Below are 15,349 nucleotides of genomic sequence, written 5' to 3'. Positions count from 1 at the left end.
CAGTGTATTGATACTTTTTTCTAAAAGTCGCACACCTATCACTGATGTACTCTTGGGTATTTAAATTTGATCAGTAAGGGAAGGAAAGTAAAATGAGAATATTAGTTAGTGGTTTTGATCCATTCGGTGGCGAAAAAATCAATCCTGCGTATGAAGCGGTAAAATTGTTGCCAGATAACATAGCAGGTGCCGAGATAGTGAAACTGGAAATACCGACCGTATTTCATAAAGCTGCAGACGTCATTGAGCAAAAAGTAAAAGAAAGCGACCCGGATGTCATTCTTTGTATCGGTCAGGCAGGCGGACGCTATGGTTTGACACCTGAACGTGTAGCTATCAATGTCGATGATGCTCGTATTGCGGACAATGAGGATAACCAGCCCATTGATGTGACGATACAAGCAGACGGACCAGCCGCTTATTTTAGCTCGTTACCGATCAAAGCAATGGTTGAAAGAATCAAGGAAACAAAAACACCTTCCAGCGTCTCTAATTCTGCCGGAACGTTTGTATGCAATCACATCATGTATCAAATCTTATACATGATCGACAAGACTTATCCTGATAAAATCGGTGGGTTTGTCCACTGCCCGTTTATTCCTGAACAAGTGATAAACAAATCGAATCAGCCTTCAATGCATTTAGAAGATATTTCAAAAGGCTTAGAAGCCGGGATCCAAGCGATCGTCGAGAGACAGGGTAAAGGTGATATCAAAGAAATTGGTGGTTCGATTCATTGATCTGTGATACAGTTTAAAAAGGCGGCACTTAAACGTTGCTGCTTTTTTTTTATAAATGAATAAAAGAAAGAAGACGTGCGTATGTTAACAGGACTAGGATTATTGCTGCTGCTAGGATATATCGGGGGTAAAATGGCCTCGAAAGTTAAACTGCCGCCCCTCATCGGTATGCTTTTTGTGGGAGTACTAATTGGCCCCTATATGTTGAACTGGCTGGACTCGGATTTATTGTTAGTTTCGCAAGACATTCGAACGTTTGCCCTGATCATTATTTTACTAAGAGCGGGATTAGGTATAAAAAAAGAACAAATCAAAGAAGTGGGTATGATAGCACTAAAAATAAGCAGTATCCCGTGTTTGATCGAAGGGTTCACCGTTACCGGATTAGCTTACTATCTGCTGGATTTTTCATTTGCAGAAGCAGGGATGCTCGGTTTTATCATTGCGGCGGTTTCACCTGCCGTTGTGGTTCCAAGCATGCTGGACTTGAAAGAAAAGCGACTAGGTGAAGAAAAGCAAGTGCCCACATTACTCTTAGCGGGGACATCTATTGACGATGTTTTTGCTATAACATTGTTTACATTCTTTCTAGGTTTAGGAACAGAAGCAATGGAAAGTTCACTATTGCTTGATATTGCACGTATTCCATTAAGTATTATTGGAGGCGTAGTAATAGGTGGCATGCTTGCTTTGTTTGCGGTTTATATATTTAAGCTTATTCACAAAAAATATATTGAAAAATTGGTGCTTTTACTTGGAGCGACAATACTTTTTGTTGAATGGGGAGATGCTTTGGGTATAGCAAGTTTATTAGGGGTGATGATAATTGGTTTTCTCTTACTGGAAAAGATTCCTGCACAGTCGAAAGAATTTTCTTTTGCTTTAGGCGGATTATGGGTGTTTCTCCAGATTCTATTGTTTGCCCTAGTGGGTGCAGAGGTCAACATCGCGGTTGCGTTAGATTCCGGATTTATTGGCTTAGGGATTATTTTTATTGGTCTTCTGGCACGAAGTATCGGTGTGTGGATAGCTACCATGAATAGCGAACTCAACACCAAAGAACGTCTTTTTTGCATGATAGCTTATACGCCTAAGGCAACTGTCCAAGCCGCAATCGGTGCCGTGCCTTTAGCGTTGGGTTTTGAACAGGGTGCTACGATTTTAGCTATTGCGGTGTTGTCGATTATCGTGACAGCCCCCTTGGGTGCGTTAGCTATCTATGCTTCGGCTCCAAAATTGTTGAAGCAAGGATAATAATAAGGTTTATTGATTTTAAAAAAAGATTTGACAATGTATTGTGAAGTGAGTGTAGTAATAAATAAGTTGAAAATTAAAATTTAAAAAGAAAACAATGTGAAAAGAAAAGTACATTTAGGAAGTCTTCTTAGAGAGTCTGTGCCGGTGAAAGCAGATAAGAGTGAATAAGTGGAAAATGGTCTTGGAAGTGGAGTAAACGATCTTGCTGAAGGTAAGTTTACTACGGGTTCACCCGTTACAGTGACGCAGTCTACAAGAAGAATCTTGTGTACTGGCAGAGACAGTATCAGTGATGATGCTGTAAATTAAGGTGGTAACGCGATAAATTTAGTCGTCCTTAAAAAAGTCTTTTTGATAAAAAGATTTTTTTAAGGGCGTTTTTTTTATAGTAACAAATTGAATAGATAAAATACAAACTGCAATGAAGAGTAAAGTACACTTATAAATCAGCAACAACAGAGAGCCTGGGTAGATGAGAACAGGTTTGCTTGAATAAGTGGAAAATGGACTCGAAGCAGGATACCGAGTGTAGCCAATACAGGTACATAAGGCTATCATGGGTTCGCCCACTACAGCGACGGAGCATAAGACGACTATCTGTGCTCTTTGAGGAACCAATCGAGAGATGGGTTTAAATAAAGGTGGTAACACGAACTAAACGTTCGTCCTTATAATCAGAGAAAACTGATTATGTGGATGGACGTTTTTTGTTTAAATAAGAAATGAGATAATAGGGGGATGTAAATGATTGAACTGCGGAATGTGGATGTAACGTTTCAAGATGGTAAACAGACGGTGAAAGCTGTCCGGGACGTGTCATTAAAAGTAGAGAAGGGAGATATTTACGGGATCGTCGGATATAGTGGTGCCGGTAAAAGTACACTGGTTAGAACGATAAATTTGTTGCAGCGCCCGACGTCAGGATCTGTAATAGTAGGTGCACAAGAATTGTCTGCCTTACCTGCCAAGTCGCTGCGTACTGCACGAAAAAAAATAGGAATGATTTTTCAGTACTTCAACTTAATGCGGGCACGCACAGTTGCTGGGAATATCGCTTATCCCCTGAGAAAATCAGGTTTATCAAAAAAAGAAATCAACGATAAAGTGGATGACCTACTGGAACTGGTCGGGTTGGTGGATAAGAAACATACATATCCATCGCAGTTATCCGGAGGTCAGAAACAGAGAGTCGCGATTGCCAGAGCGTTGGCGAATGATCCGGAAGTCTTGCTATGTGATGAAGCAACGAGTGCTCTGGACCCTAAAACAACGTCTTCCATTCTGGAACTACTGAAACGGCTCAATAAAAAATTGTCGTTGACCATCGTGATTATTACGCACGAAATGCAGGTCGTAAAAGAAATATGTAATAAGGTAGCAGTGATGGATGACGGGGAAGTGGTCGAGCAAGGGGATTTGGTTTCATTGTTCACGTCTCCCAAAGAAGCATTGACTCATGAGTTTATTGATACGGCGACCCATCTTGATCAAGCATTGGAAAAGCTCAGGAAACATCCCACCCTGCTCGATCTGAGTGTAGACGATGTGCTCGCCAACATTACATATGTAGGAGTAAGTACTGGCACACCGCTCATAGCGAGTCTTTATGCACAGTTTGGAGTAACGACGAATATCTTATACGGAAATGTAGAGATTCTACAGCAGACACCGGTCGGGAATTTGATTGTGGTCTTTTCTGGGGAGAAAAGGCAGCGGGAAAAAGCAGTCTCTTACCTTGAATCGAACAACATTGTAGTGAATCAAATCCAAAATACACAGACAATTGTACCAATTAAACAAGAAAAAATTAGTTAGGAGGATCTTATATGAGCAGCTGGTTTGAAACATATTTTGAAAACGTACTGAGTATTCGACCGGAAATACTGAACAGTATATGGGAAACCTTGTATATGCTCGGTATATCAGCTCTTATTTCTGGGTTTTTGGGTATTATATTGGGCATTATACTTGTAGTGACCGAAAGACAAGGTATTTTGGAAAATCGAAAGGTGTATGATTTTTTGGAAAGAAGTGTAAATGCTTTCCGTTCGGTACCCTTTATCATTATGCTTACATTAATTGCCCCGTTTACACGTTTTATTGTGGGCACATCGATCGGGACAACAGCAGCTATCGTCCCGCTTGTCGCAGGGACCGTACCATTCTACTCCCGTCAGGTTCAAAATGCCTTGCTGGAGGTAGATAAAGGGGTCATTGAAGCAGCGGAAGCAATGGGATCATCACCTTTGGAAATTATTTTTCGCGTCTATCTGAAAGAAGGACTGTCCTCAATCATTCGGGTATCTTCTGTTACGATCATTAACTTAATGGGTCTGACTGCAATGGCTGGAGCGATTGGAGCAGGTGGCTTGGGGAATTTGGCTGTTGCGAGAGGATACAATCGATTTCAGTCAGACGTGACGCTCGTTGCGACGATCGCTATAATGATCATCGTTTTGATCAGTCAGATGATAGGTAATTTTCTAGTAAGAAAAACGAGTCACTAAAAAATAAAACTAAAAGGGGAAATTTAAAATGAAAAAGACATTAAAATGGATTACACGTTTAGGCTTAGGATTGCTACTATTATTATTAGTGGCATGTGATGCATCTGCTGGAAGTTCAGATACAGTGACGATCGGTGTAATAGGAGAAGATAATGATGTTTGGGATTTTGTTGCAGAAAAGCTGGAAAGTGAAGAAGGCATAACAATTGAATTAGTCCGCTTTACAGATTATGCCCAACCAAACAATGCATTGGCTCAAGAAGAAATCGATTTGAATGCTTTTCAGCATAAACTATTCCTGGAATCATTTAACGCAGACAGTGGAACGACGCTGGTACCCATTGGGGACACAGTCATATCACCTCTAGGGATCTATTCTGATACACTAACTGATGTGAATGAATTGAAAGAAGACGCTACGGTAGCTATACCTAACGATTTAACCAATGGCGGACGTGCCTTACTACTGCTACAGACGGCTGGTTTTATTTCAGTTTATCCAGATGCCGGAGTGACGCCAACTGTGAAGGATATAACAAATAATCCATTAAACTTGGATATTCAGGAACTGGATGCTTCTCAAACAGCCAGAGCACTTCAGGATGTAGATATATCGATCATCAATTCAGGAATGGCAGTGGATGCAGGATTTGTTCCTACCGAAGATTCAATCTTCCTGGAGCCGGTGAATGACCAGTCAGAGCCCTATGTTAATATCATTGTATCCCGAGAAGTAGACACCAATAATGAAGTGTTCCAGAAAGTAGTAGAAGCTTACCAGTCTGAAGATACGAAAGAGATTATCGCAGAAACATCTAAAGGGTCTTCGATACCAGCATGGGATTAATTGGAAAAAGGATTAAATCAGTTTCCTGAAAATTTTTAAGAAAATTATAAAAAAGTGATCATTATGACGACGACATTAGCAGTTGATTTTGCTGATTTCCTTGTAGAAGCACCTGGCGTAAATGCTCGAGTAGGCACATGTGCTTTAGGTGGTCCAGACTCAGGGTTTGGTCATCATCATGAAGAATTTGATATCGCTGAAAAAGGATTAGCTGTTGCGACAGAACTTCATATCCGTTATGCATTAGACTATTCAAATTAAAGATAAACAAAAAAGGAGACACCGTGATTGATATTCACGGTGTCTCCTTTTAAAGTTCGTTGTGTCAAATAGTCTCTATTTTGAGGCTATTATTCACCAATGCCTTCTGTCCATTCAGAAACAATATCTTCATTTTCTTCGATCCAGTTACGTGCAGCCTCTTCAGGATCTGCGCCTTCTTGGATTTCTAACATGACTTCTTCCATGTCAGCTGTTTCCCAAAAGAAGTTATCAAGAATTTGATTGGCTTCTGGGAAGTCATCTTCAAAGCCTACACGAGTGAAGGTATCGATTGTTTCTGCAGAACCGAATATTCCTTCAGGGTCGTCAAGATATTTTAAATCATAAGACTGGAATTTCCAGTGTGGTGACCAACCTGTTACGATGATGTCTTCTTCGTCTTCATAGGCATCATCTAATTGCTGTACCATCGCACCTGAAGATGATGTTTGAACGTTCCAATCTTCTAAGTTATCGTAGTCTTCTAAAGCTTGTTCTGCATTAGCAACAACACCTGCACCAGCTTCAATACCAGTAATGGTTTGACCAGCTTCATCAGTTAAATCAGCGATTGAGTCTGCATCCATATATTCAGGAACTACTAAACCAACAGCAGCACCTTCCAAGTTAGGACCTAGATGGACTAAATCGTCTGAGTATTGTTCAAGTTGAGGTGCATGTGTATTCGGTAACCATGCTGAAACCATTGCGTCAGCTTCTCCACTAGAGACAGCTTCCCACATGATGGCGTTGTCTAGCTGAGTTAAATCAACGTCATAACCTACATCTTGCAATACTTGTCCGATTACGTTTGTAGAAGCAATCTCAGAGTCCCAAGCCACATAAGCAAGATTGATTTCGCCCTCGAGTGATCCTGTATCTTCACTAGTTGTGTCTGTTCCATCTTCACACGCTGCTAAAAACAGTGCAGAAGCAGATGCTGCGGTTAAACCTAATTTTTTCCAAGTAATATTCAAAATAAAAATCCCCTTTGTAAGTTTTATATCATTTTTTTATTATTAAAATCTTAATCTCTATTAAATCCTTGCATTGTTCTGTCTAGAATGATTGCCAAGACAACTAAAGCGAAACCGGCGACAAATCCAGGCCCGACTTGAGCACGTTGTAAGGCGTTGATGACACGTTCACCTAAACCAGGTGCACCGATCATTGAAGCAATAACGACCATTGATAAGGCAAGCAAGACAGTCTGGTTGATACCAGCCATGATCGTTGCTTTGGCCAGTGGTAATTCTACTTTAAATAATTGTTGCGACCCTGTGCTACCAAATGACCGGGCTGCTTCAACCATTTCGTCAGACACTTGTCTGATTCCCAGGTTAGTGAAACGAACTGTCGGTGGCAAAGCGAAGATAATAGCAGAGAACACACCTGGAACCATTCCGATTCCAAAGAATGCGACAGCTGGTATCAAGTAAACAAATGCCGGCATGGTCTGCATAAGGTCCAAAATGGGTGTAATAAGCACATTTGCCCATTCACTCTTAGCCATCAATATACCAACAGGTACACCGATAATAATAGAGAGTAAACTTGCTACAACAACCAGTGTGATGGTGTACATCAGTGGTTCCCATAGTCCCTGGTTATAAATGTAAATCAAACCCAATATGGTAAATGTGGGTAATCCCAATTTTTTACTACTAGCGAAAAAGGCTAGGGCTGATAGCAGTACGATGAATAAGACAGGTGGAACAAGGATTAATAAATCTGTTATGGTGTCCATTGTCCAATCACCTGCATCACGTACGGCGTCAAAAAGCCATGAGAAATTATTCGTTAACCAGGATATAAAATTAGCCATCCATTCGGAAACAGGAATTTGAGGTATGACATCTAAAATACTATTCTCCATTATTTGAATCCCCCTCTTTTTCCCTAGCTAAAGCACCAATGACTAAACTACGGATAACGATACCTTCTAATTTGTTGTTTTCATCAACCACTGCAACAGGTGTGTCAGAGTCATGAATGATATCGTACAAGTCATAAATCAACGTGTCTTTAGAAACTTTAGGAATATCTGTTCGTATAATACTTTCAAGGCTACGTATGTTAGATTTAACAGCGTCCAACACGTCTCTATCTGTAACATAACCTTTTAATTGCTGCTGTTTATCAATAATGAGCATGCTTGATAAGCCGGCTGTTTTCATTTCCTGTGCAGCGACACGTGGACCTGCTTTGCTCGAACGCAATGTTTGAGGACGGATCATAATGTTTTCAGCCGTTAGGACTTTAGAACGATCGACGTCTTCAACGAAACGCTCGACATATTCGTTGGCAGGGTTTGTAAGGATTTCTTCTCCTGTACCCACTTGAACCACTTCGCCACCCTTCATAATAGCGATACGGTCACCAATACGTAATGACTCGTTCAAGTCATGGGTGATAAAGATGATTGTTTTCTGTAATCTTTCTTGCATTTCCAACAATTCATCCTGCATATCACGTCGAATAAGTGGATCTAGTGCAGAGAACGCTTCGTCCATGAGTAAAATCTCAGGATCGTTCGCTAAGGCGCGAGCTAAGCCCACACGCTGCTGCATACCGCCTGATAATTGATTTGGACGTTGATCCTTATATGGAAGAAGTCCGGCATTATCGAGTGCTTTCTCAGCTTTTTTCTGACGCGTTTCCTTGTCTACGCCTTGTACCTCTAAGCCGTATTCTGTGTTTTCCAGAATAGTGCGGTGAGGAAATAGGCCAAAGTTCTGAAACACCATGGATACTTTTTCACGACGAATTTTACGTAATTCATCATTATTCATTTTTGAAACATCTTCACCATCAATCAATATGTTTCCTTCGGTTGGTTCAATCAAACGGTTAAGCATACGTACCAGTGTTGATTTACCACTACCGGAAAGGCCCATAATAACGAATATTTCGCCTTCTTCTACTTTGAAACTAGCTTTGTTGACACCGACTGTGGCTCCGGTCTGCTCAAGAATTTCTTCTTTCGAAGAACCGCTTTTAACTAGTTCTAAAGCTTGTTTTTCTTTTTTGCCAAATATTTTGGACAAATTTTTAATTTCAACTTTAGTTGCCAAAGATTTTCAGCCTCCTTAAATGTATTTTGTATTCATTATTGACCTTATAATTTCAACGCCGGTCACCAGTTTATTGTCAGACGTTGAAAAACAAGTGTTATTAACGTCTATTACACAACTATAATTATACCAAGCGTTAGAAGTATAGTAAAACAATCTAACCTGCAGTCAAGGTCTTTAATAGGGTGTTATCGTTTACATACCTTTTAAAAACAGCTTTCTAAGAATTTGATTAGAAATTACAAATAAGTGACAAATTGGTATCAATCGTAATATTCTTTGTGAAAAAAAGTCTCTTTAAAGATTGTGAAACTTGTAGTTATGCGTTTTTTTAATTTTCGATCGCTTTTCATGTTCTATCCATGATCCTAAGATCACAAAAACTAAATGAATTCTTAAAGCGTTTTATGAGTATACAAGCAGGACCAGAATAGAGGGAATATCTCTTGTCTGTCCTTTTTCTATCAAGCAGGTGATTAGTTATTTCAAAGTGGTTCTGATAGGTATTTACATAGAATTTTAATACAATGGATTAAAAGAAGGGGAATGGAAAATGAGAAAAAGATGCGGTTGGGTAACTGAAGATCCCGTTTATATTCACTATCATGATAAAGAATGGGGACGGCCCTTATATGATGATCAGAAACTTTTTGAGCTGTTATGTTTAGAAGGTGCCCAGGCAGGTTTGAGTTGGCTAACGGTATTGAAAAAAAGAGAAGGCTATCGGGAAGCGTTTGACCAGTTCAACCCTGAGCTCATTAGCCAGTATAGTGATGATAAGATCCAGACTTTGTTGAAGAATGAAAAAATTATTCGAAATAAACTGAAAGTACGGTCGGTAGTGACTAATGCGCAGGCTTTTTTAAAAATAGTAGAAGGAGATCAGTCATTTTCTGATTACCTGTGGGGATTTGTAGCGCGGGAACCTATTCAAAATAGTTGGGATAGGTTGGAAGATGTTCCGTCTCAGACAGAAAGAAGTCAATTAATGAGTAAACAGCTCAAAAAAGCTGGCTTTAAATTTGTTGGCCCAACGATTTGTTATGCATTCATGCAGTCCAGCGGGATGGTCAATGACCATGTCACTGACTGTTTTTGCTACCAGGAAATCAAAAATAAGGAGGGAACGCAATGAATCGTCTGAACTTAGTTTGCATAGGGGTAAAAGATATGTCTCGGGCTTTAGCTTTTTACAAAGCAATTGGTTTTCAAACACCTGAAACAAGTGAAAGTCCGCCAATCGTCTTTTTTGATAATGAAGGAAGCAAGTTGGAACTGTATCCCATATCGGAGTTGCAAAAAGATATCAATTCAGATTATCCGCCAGCACTTTCCGTTGGAGAATTTTCCGGAATCACGTTTGCCTGCAATATGAAAACTGAAGAAGACGTTGATGCCACAATGAGATTAGTTGAAGAGGCAGGGGGAGAAGTGGTCAAGCACCCTCAAACGGTTTTCTGGGGCGGCTATAGTGGTTATTTCAGAGATTTAGACGGCTACTACTGGGAACTTGCCTATTCGGATGATTGGCAATTTGATGATCGGAACATGTTGATTATCGAAAATGAATAAAAAGAACCCATCAAGCTAAAGCTTGATGGGTTTACTTGTTTATAAAATTTTATCTAAGAAGTTTTTCGTTCGTTCCTGTTGAGGATGATTGAAAAGTTGAGACGGAGGTCCGACTTCCACGATATGGCCGTCATCCATAAAGACAACACGGTCAGCAACTTCCCTGGCGAATCCCATTTCGTGTGTAACGACAACCATGGTCATGCCCTCACTCGCTAATTTTTGCATGACTTCTAGCACATCACCCACCATTTCAGGGTCTAACGCACTTGTTGGTTCATCGAACAACATGATATCCGGATCCATAGCTAAGGCGCGTGCAATCGCTGCCCGTTGTTTTTGTCCACCAGATAACGAATTAGGATAGGCATCTGCCTTGTCTGACATACCAACACTTTCCAGTAATGACATACCGAGTTCTCTGCCTTCTTTTTTTGACAGGTTTTTTAACTGTTTGGGTGCCAGTAGAATGTTTTCCATGACTGTAAGGTGTGGAAACAGGTTGAATTCTTGAAAGACCATGCCGATGTTTTCTCTTATTTTATTGATATTTTGCTTGGCGTCAGTCAAATCAAAATCATCCACGATAACCTTACCATCGTTGACATCTTCCAGTAAATTCATACATCTTAAATAGGTGCTTTTCCCCGATCCGGAAGGGCCGATGATAACGACGACTTCTCCTTCCTGGACTTCGAGGTCTAATCCTTTCAGTACTTCAAGATTTCCGAAACTTTTATGCAGATTTTCAGTTTTTAATTTAGTCATTCGCCAGACTCCTTTCAATTTGGTTAGAAAGTTTAGTTAATATCGTAATGATAATGAGATAAATCAAACCGACGATGATCCACATTGCTCCCGACTGATACGAACGGGCGATAATGATACGACCCGACTGGGTCAATTCAACGATACCAATAACGGACAGAATAGATGTATCTTTAAGTGTAATGACAAACTGATTAATTAATGAAGGGACCATTATTTTAATCGCTTGTGGTAAAACGACTTTCTGCATGGATTGTCTGTACGGCAAACCGAGGCTTCGCGAAGCTTCCAGTTGACCGATCGGTACAGCAGCGATCCCGCCTCGCACTTGTTCCGCGATATAAGCGGTCGTATTCAAGCTTAAGGTGATAATTCCTGCAGCAAAAGCGGAAAGTTGAATATTAAATAATTGTGGCACGGAAAAATACATAAAGAAAGCCAAAACGATAAGAGGAATACCGCGTAATACGGTAACATAAATATTGGCGATAAGATTTAGTGCCTTATTTTTAGTAGCGCTGAATAATCCGATAATGGTTCCGGCTACTAGAGAGATACCGAAAGCAACAAGCGTGAGGACCAGTGTGCGTCCAAGCCCGGCCATCAATGCACCGAAGTTGTTTGACAGTAGCGAGAAGAACCCGGCACTTTCAGCAACGGTTGCATCTTCGGCACTGATGAGATAGGTTTCTAGGATCTCGTCGTACGTGCCATCTTCCATGACATTCACTAAACCGGCATTGAACATTGTTAGTAATTCCTGATTTTGTCCGCCGTTAACTGCGAAACCAACAGGATAGCCTGCTTCTGGTTCAGTAGGCAGTCTTAAGGGTAAGCCTTGTTGAATCGCATAAGCCATGACGGGATAATCTTCCACGGCCGCGTCAGAGTGTCCAGCCACTACAGCTTCATACATGTTGGCGGAATCTTCGAACTGATTGATCGTGACATCATACTCTTGTGCGAGTTCCTCAGCGAACTGTGCACCTGTCGTTCCTACTTTTACGGCTAAGTTTTTCCCGTCTAAATCAGCATAAGAAGAAATCTCATCGTTGTCTTCATGGACAGCCAGTACGGGACCGGCATCAATGTAGGGTTCGGAGAAATCGAATGACTCTTCTCGTTCAGGGGTAATACTCATGGCAGCAATCATGCCGTCCACCTGATTCGCTTCCAGAGCCTGTAGACCCGCGCTGAAGTTCATCGGTCTCAGTTCATATTCAAACCCCTGATCTTCAGCAATAGCGGCAAGTAAATCGATATCGATGCCGACATACTCATCATCCTCATTCTGGTATTCGAATGGAGCAAAAGTTACATCGGTTGCGATGATATAAGGGTCTTCCTGAGCCTCAGCAGGTGTAGCTAGACTTAAAGAGCTTAATAAGAGCATCAGTGTAAAGGCGATACTGACTATAAAAATAGGTTTCTTTTTCAATTTCATCTTCTTTCTCCTCTCGAAATAGTAAGCATAAAAACAACTATTCATAATTTTATATTATAATACATGAAAAACAAATGAAAAATAAAAAAGTTTGAACTTAGAAAGCGCTAACCAATATTTTTTCACATTATCGTTATCTTTCTTTCAGGGAATATGAAGCGAACGTAGCGTAATAAAAGAGGTTTTTATGGCTCTGTATCAATGATTCTGGTGGAAAGTAGTTTAATAGAAACAATTATGCATAGTGAGGTATGAAAAATATATTTGAAATTTCAATCAATGGGTGACACATTTCTTTTTTCTTTCGTTATTAGAAGTGTAAGCAGTGATCACCTTACAAAAAAATCAGAGGAGGAAAAAGATATGCAGAAAGAATGGGATGGAAGCAAGGTAGATATCATTTTAGAGGATGTAGAAAACGAAAAACACATTCGCCGTCGTTTTAATGGTGCGTTGCAAGGATTAACAGATGAGCAGGTGACCGCTTTTACACAAGCTTTAAGTATAGTGAATGCTTTGCCCGTATCATATGCAGCGGTGGTTGAAGAATACCGTTACACATTTTAATAAGATCACTTAACTAATAATGAAGAGGAGGAAAAGATATGGTTAAACGTTTGGAATTACGTTTTGAAACAGGCGAAGGCAAAACAAAGGTGATTGGTATCGATCAACCTGCTGAAAATTTAGATCCGGTAGTCGTTCAGTCCGCTATGGAGCAAATCATCAGTCAAGATATGTTTGAAGATGAAGGGGTCAAGATGTTTACAAAAATTAAAGATGCTCGTTACGTCACCCGTACAGTAGAAGAAATCATCGCAGAAGTATAGTAATTAACAGGAACCGCCTCTTCTAATGAGGCGGTTTTTATTTGAATTAAAAAATCCAACCAATTGAAAAGAGGTTGAAAATCCTGATAATACTTATTCGAGGCACTTCAAAAGAAAAGTTCGTCCATGAGGAGGCTTCGGTAAGTAGCGAACGGATCGTTTTTTCTAAGTGTCGAAGTTAACCAAGTTCGGCATGTTGAGTGTGTAAGATCTCCGCTACTTACCGAACATCGCACGTATTCGGTAAGTAGCAAAAGGGAGGATCTCGCTAATAGTCGAATACGGCCTTGTTCGGTCGTTTCAAGCCTGTAATTAAATTCAAAGTGTCGAATAAAGCTCAACTTCGGTAAGTAGCGTTCAAAATATTGCTGCAAATGACCAAAGGTGTTTAACTTAACTGTTTGTTGATGATTTCCAATGATTTAGTTGGACTTAGTGGCGCTTTGAAAAAGTAAGTTTTTTTGCTATACTACCTATGTAAAGAAAGTAAAGGAGACTACAATGTGAAAACATTTCTTTTAGCGCTAGTTAAATTTTATCAGAAACTCATTTCCCCTTTGTTCCCGCCAAGTTGTCGCTATTATCCAACGTGCTCACATTATACTGTCGAAGCTTTAGAGAAACATGGAGCGTTTAAAGGAATCATCATGGGTGTCTCGCGAATCCTGAGATGTAATCCGTTTTTCAAAGGTGGCGTTGATAAAGTGCCTGATTATTTCACTATGAAAAGAAATCCTGATGGCGAAAACGAAATGTATCTAGGTTCCGGTGTTACAGTCAAGAAAAAAGAAGACTAATCAAAAATACACTAGATGACGAAAGGACCGCTGATGAGAGTCACATTAACTGAGAACAAATTTTCCGATGTTATAGGTTCACCACACCTTGTTTTTCTTCATTTCTGGTCCGATTTTTGTGGACCGTGTAAAGTGCAGTCACGGGTCCTGGAGCAACTGGAAGAAAAGTATGACAAAAGCGTTGTGCTGGTTGAAATCAATAGTCTGGAACAATTAGATTGGATAGAAGCTTTTGGGATTCAGTCTACACCGACGACTCTCTTGTTTTATAAAGGGAGCGTCATAGCTAAATTGATTGGGGTACATTCTCTATCTAAAATTGAACAGGTCATTAATAAAGCTGGGGTGCTCCAATGAGTATCGCAGCTTTTTAGTTTCTGCCATACGGATTGATGACAGTCCTACGGGTTATCAATAGAAGAAACGCTTCGTCATTTTGGCCGATCCTTCATACAGATAGTTGAACTAAACATTTTTGCAGAGAGGTTTTCAAGACTAAGTATCCGCTTTATTCGCAAAGGGAAATAAGGTAAGATGGACTTACAGAGAAAAGAGAAGAGTTCGTTCGCTTCACTTTTCAATTTATAATTTTGGGGAGTGTTAGTAATGAAAGGGTTAGCCAATCTATTTATTATTGTGGGGCTGGCATTGCTGAGCTGGTTCGGTTATTCATTGTATCAACAAGAACAGATGCACTCCGTAACAATGGAAGAAGCGGAAAGTGCTCTTGAATATTTGCGCCAAGAGAACGGTTCGGCAACTCTCGAGGAGGAGATCCAGCAATTTTCTCCGGATGCTCACGCAGCATTTGGTCTATTGCATGTGCCAAAATTGGATAGAAGTATCGGGATCGTGGAAGGAACCGATCCTGATGCCTTGAATAAAGGAGTCGGACACATGTCGAGCACCGTTTTTCCTGGCCAGGGTGAACAGATCATTTTATCCGGACATCGTGACACGGTCTTTAAAAATTTTGCAGAGTTGGAACTCGGAGATACGTTTATTGTAGAAATGCCTTATGGGGATTATATGTATGAGATAAGGGAAACGGAGATAGTGGATGCAGATGACACGTCAGTCGTCGGCAAAATGGGTGAAGAAGTCCTAGTTGTTTCAACATGTTACCCTTTCTCCTATTTAGGCAATGCGCCAGAACGTTTCGTCTTTTACGCCTATCCGGTGTTGGAGTAATTAAACACACTTGTTTACTGAGCAACTCAATTCTTTATTCGAATTGGGTTTTTCTTATAGC

The 15,349-nt window shown here is 40.3% G+C and carries 16 protein-coding genes, 1 pseudogene and 2 other annotated features; of the genes and pseudogenes, 13 read left to right on the top strand and 4 right to left on the bottom strand.

Annotation, left to right across the window (positions count from 1 at the left end; genetic code table 11):
* The first annotated feature begins 92 nt into the window (after positions 1-92).
* From pcp to AX762_RS00735, 6 genes are all read left to right on the top strand, one after another.
* On the top strand, positions 93-740 hold the full coding sequence (pcp, locus tag AX762_RS00760) for a pyroglutamyl-peptidase I (RefSeq protein ID WP_071847258.1): 648 nt from the start codon (positions 93-95) through the stop codon (positions 738-740).
* An 81-nt stretch (positions 741-821) separates the two neighbouring features.
* Positions 822-1,994: a sodium:proton antiporter gene (locus AX762_RS00755; protein ID WP_071847257.1), complete on the top strand. Its 1,173-nt coding sequence runs from the start codon at positions 822-824 to the stop codon at positions 1,992-1,994.
* A gap of 88 nt (positions 1,995-2,082) precedes the next feature.
* Positions 2,083-2,339, top strand: a binding site (T-box leader).
* Positions 2,340-2,409: 70 nt separating this feature from the next.
* Positions 2,410-2,670: a binding site (T-box leader), on the top strand.
* A 71-nt stretch (positions 2,671-2,741) separates the two neighbouring features.
* Positions 2,742-3,812, top strand: a complete 1,071-nt coding sequence (locus AX762_RS00750; RefSeq protein WP_071847256.1) for a methionine ABC transporter ATP-binding protein — start codon at positions 2,742-2,744, stop codon at positions 3,810-3,812.
* Between the two features lie 11 nt (positions 3,813-3,823).
* On the top strand, positions 3,824-4,504 hold the full coding sequence (locus AX762_RS00745; protein WP_071847255.1) for a methionine ABC transporter permease: 681 nt from the start codon (positions 3,824-3,826) through the stop codon (positions 4,502-4,504).
* A gap of 28 nt (positions 4,505-4,532) precedes the next feature.
* Positions 4,533-5,351: a MetQ/NlpA family ABC transporter substrate-binding protein gene (locus tag AX762_RS00740; protein ID WP_071847254.1), complete on the top strand. Its 819-nt coding sequence runs from the start codon at positions 4,533-4,535 to the stop codon at positions 5,349-5,351.
* 63 nt (positions 5,352-5,414) lie between these two features.
* Positions 5,415-5,612: a hypothetical protein gene (locus AX762_RS00735; protein ID WP_071847253.1), complete on the top strand. Its 198-nt coding sequence runs from the start codon at positions 5,415-5,417 to the stop codon at positions 5,610-5,612.
* 89 nt (positions 5,613-5,701) lie between these two features.
* On the opposite strand, the pseudogene AX762_RS13040 reads toward AX762_RS00735, so the two are convergent.
* A pseudogene (locus tag AX762_RS13040) lies at positions 5,702-7,488 on the bottom strand (ABC transporter permease/substrate binding protein).
* Positions 7,478-8,686, bottom strand: coding sequence for a glycine betaine/L-proline ABC transporter ATP-binding protein (locus AX762_RS00720; protein ID WP_071847251.1), 1,209 nt, complete (start codon positions 8,684-8,686; stop codon positions 7,478-7,480). Before AX762_RS00720 ends, AX762_RS13040 begins: the two are co-directional and overlap by 11 nt.
* 553 nt (positions 8,687-9,239) lie before the next feature.
* On the opposite strand from AX762_RS00720, the gene AX762_RS00715 reads away from it, so the two are divergent.
* Positions 9,240-9,821 (top strand): DNA-3-methyladenine glycosylase I, encoded by a 582-nt coding sequence (locus tag AX762_RS00715; protein ID WP_071847250.1) that lies wholly within the window; start codon positions 9,240-9,242, stop codon positions 9,819-9,821.
* Positions 9,818-10,258, top strand: a complete 441-nt coding sequence (locus AX762_RS00710) for a VOC family protein (protein ID WP_071847249.1) — start codon at positions 9,818-9,820, stop codon at positions 10,256-10,258. Before AX762_RS00715 ends, AX762_RS00710 begins: the two co-directional genes overlap by 4 nt.
* 39 nt (positions 10,259-10,297) lie before the next feature.
* Here the strand turns inward: AX762_RS00710 and AX762_RS00705 are convergent, their stop codons facing one another.
* Both AX762_RS00705 and AX762_RS00700 read right to left on the bottom strand, forming a co-directional pair.
* The gene (locus AX762_RS00705; RefSeq protein WP_071847248.1) at positions 10,298-11,026 is read right to left on the bottom strand and encodes an amino acid ABC transporter ATP-binding protein; all 729 of its coding nucleotides are present in this window, start codon (positions 11,024-11,026) and stop codon (positions 10,298-10,300) included.
* Positions 11,019-12,470 (bottom strand): amino acid ABC transporter substrate-binding protein/permease, encoded by a 1,452-nt coding sequence (locus tag AX762_RS00700; protein ID WP_071847247.1) that lies wholly within the window; start codon positions 12,468-12,470, stop codon positions 11,019-11,021. The genes AX762_RS00705 and AX762_RS00700 overlap by 8 nt, the downstream gene beginning before the upstream one ends.
* A 363-nt stretch (positions 12,471-12,833) precedes the next feature.
* Between AX762_RS00700 and AX762_RS00695 the strand changes: the two genes are divergently transcribed.
* From AX762_RS00695 to AX762_RS00675, 5 genes are all read left to right on the top strand, one after another.
* Positions 12,834-13,037, top strand: a complete 204-nt coding sequence (locus AX762_RS00695; protein WP_071847246.1) for a hypothetical protein — start codon at positions 12,834-12,836, stop codon at positions 13,035-13,037.
* 38 nt (positions 13,038-13,075) lie between these two features.
* On the top strand, positions 13,076-13,300 hold the full coding sequence (locus AX762_RS00690) for a DUF2922 domain-containing protein (RefSeq protein ID WP_071847245.1): 225 nt from the start codon (positions 13,076-13,078) through the stop codon (positions 13,298-13,300).
* Positions 13,301-13,803: 503 nt separating this feature from the next.
* Complete coding sequence (gene yidD, locus AX762_RS00685) at positions 13,804-14,097, top strand: membrane protein insertion efficiency factor YidD (RefSeq protein ID WP_071847244.1); 294 nt, start codon at positions 13,804-13,806, stop codon at positions 14,095-14,097.
* A gap of 33 nt (positions 14,098-14,130) precedes the next feature.
* The gene (locus AX762_RS00680; RefSeq protein ID WP_071847387.1) at positions 14,131-14,454 is read left to right on the top strand and encodes a co-chaperone YbbN; all 324 of its coding nucleotides are present in this window, start codon (positions 14,131-14,133) and stop codon (positions 14,452-14,454) included.
* Between the two features lie 249 nt (positions 14,455-14,703).
* Positions 14,704-15,288 (top strand): class D sortase, encoded by a 585-nt coding sequence (locus AX762_RS00675; RefSeq protein ID WP_071847243.1) that lies wholly within the window; start codon positions 14,704-14,706, stop codon positions 15,286-15,288.
* Positions 15,289-15,349 lie beyond the last annotated feature (61 nt).

Source organism: Alkalibacterium sp. 20 (assembly GCF_001885615.1).
Lineage (GTDB): Bacteria > Bacillota > Bacilli > Lactobacillales > Carnobacteriaceae_A > Alkalibacterium.
Note: the sequence above shows the minus strand (reverse complement) of the source record. Positions and strands in the feature narration are given on the sequence as shown.

Excerpts from the sequence above, each read along its gene's own strand:
- pcp (WP_071847258.1), top strand. The coding sequence starts at position 93 with ATGAGAATATTAGTTAGTGGTTTTGATCCATTCGGTGGCGAAAAAATC.
- AX762_RS00755 (WP_071847257.1), top strand. The coding sequence starts at position 822 with ATGTTAACAGGACTAGGATTATTGCTGCTGCTAGGATATATCGGGGGT.
- AX762_RS00750 (WP_071847256.1), top strand. The coding sequence starts at position 2,742 with ATGATTGAACTGCGGAATGTGGATGTAACGTTTCAAGATGGTAAACAG.
- AX762_RS00745 (WP_071847255.1), top strand. The coding sequence starts at position 3,824 with ATGAGCAGCTGGTTTGAAACATATTTTGAAAACGTACTGAGTATTCGA.
- AX762_RS00740 (WP_071847254.1), top strand. The coding sequence starts at position 4,533 with ATGAAAAAGACATTAAAATGGATTACACGTTTAGGCTTAGGATTGCTA.
- AX762_RS00735 (WP_071847253.1), top strand. The coding sequence starts at position 5,415 with ATGACGACGACATTAGCAGTTGATTTTGCTGATTTCCTTGTAGAAGCA.
- AX762_RS00715 (WP_071847250.1), top strand. The coding sequence starts at position 9,240 with ATGAGAAAAAGATGCGGTTGGGTAACTGAAGATCCCGTTTATATTCAC.
- AX762_RS00710 (WP_071847249.1), top strand. The coding sequence starts at position 9,818 with ATGAATCGTCTGAACTTAGTTTGCATAGGGGTAAAAGATATGTCTCGG.
- AX762_RS00705 (WP_071847248.1), bottom strand. The coding sequence starts at position 11,026 with ATGACTAAATTAAAAACTGAAAATCTGCATAAAAGTTTCGGAAATCTT.
- AX762_RS00700 (WP_071847247.1), bottom strand. The coding sequence starts at position 12,470 with ATGAAATTGAAAAAGAAACCTATTTTTATAGTCAGTATCGCCTTTACA.
- AX762_RS00695 (WP_071847246.1), top strand. The coding sequence starts at position 12,834 with ATGCAGAAAGAATGGGATGGAAGCAAGGTAGATATCATTTTAGAGGAT.
- AX762_RS00690 (WP_071847245.1), top strand. The coding sequence starts at position 13,076 with ATGGTTAAACGTTTGGAATTACGTTTTGAAACAGGCGAAGGCAAAACA.
- AX762_RS00680 (WP_071847387.1), top strand. The coding sequence starts at position 14,131 with ATGAGAGTCACATTAACTGAGAACAAATTTTCCGATGTTATAGGTTCA.
- AX762_RS00675 (WP_071847243.1), top strand. The coding sequence starts at position 14,704 with ATGAAAGGGTTAGCCAATCTATTTATTATTGTGGGGCTGGCATTGCTG.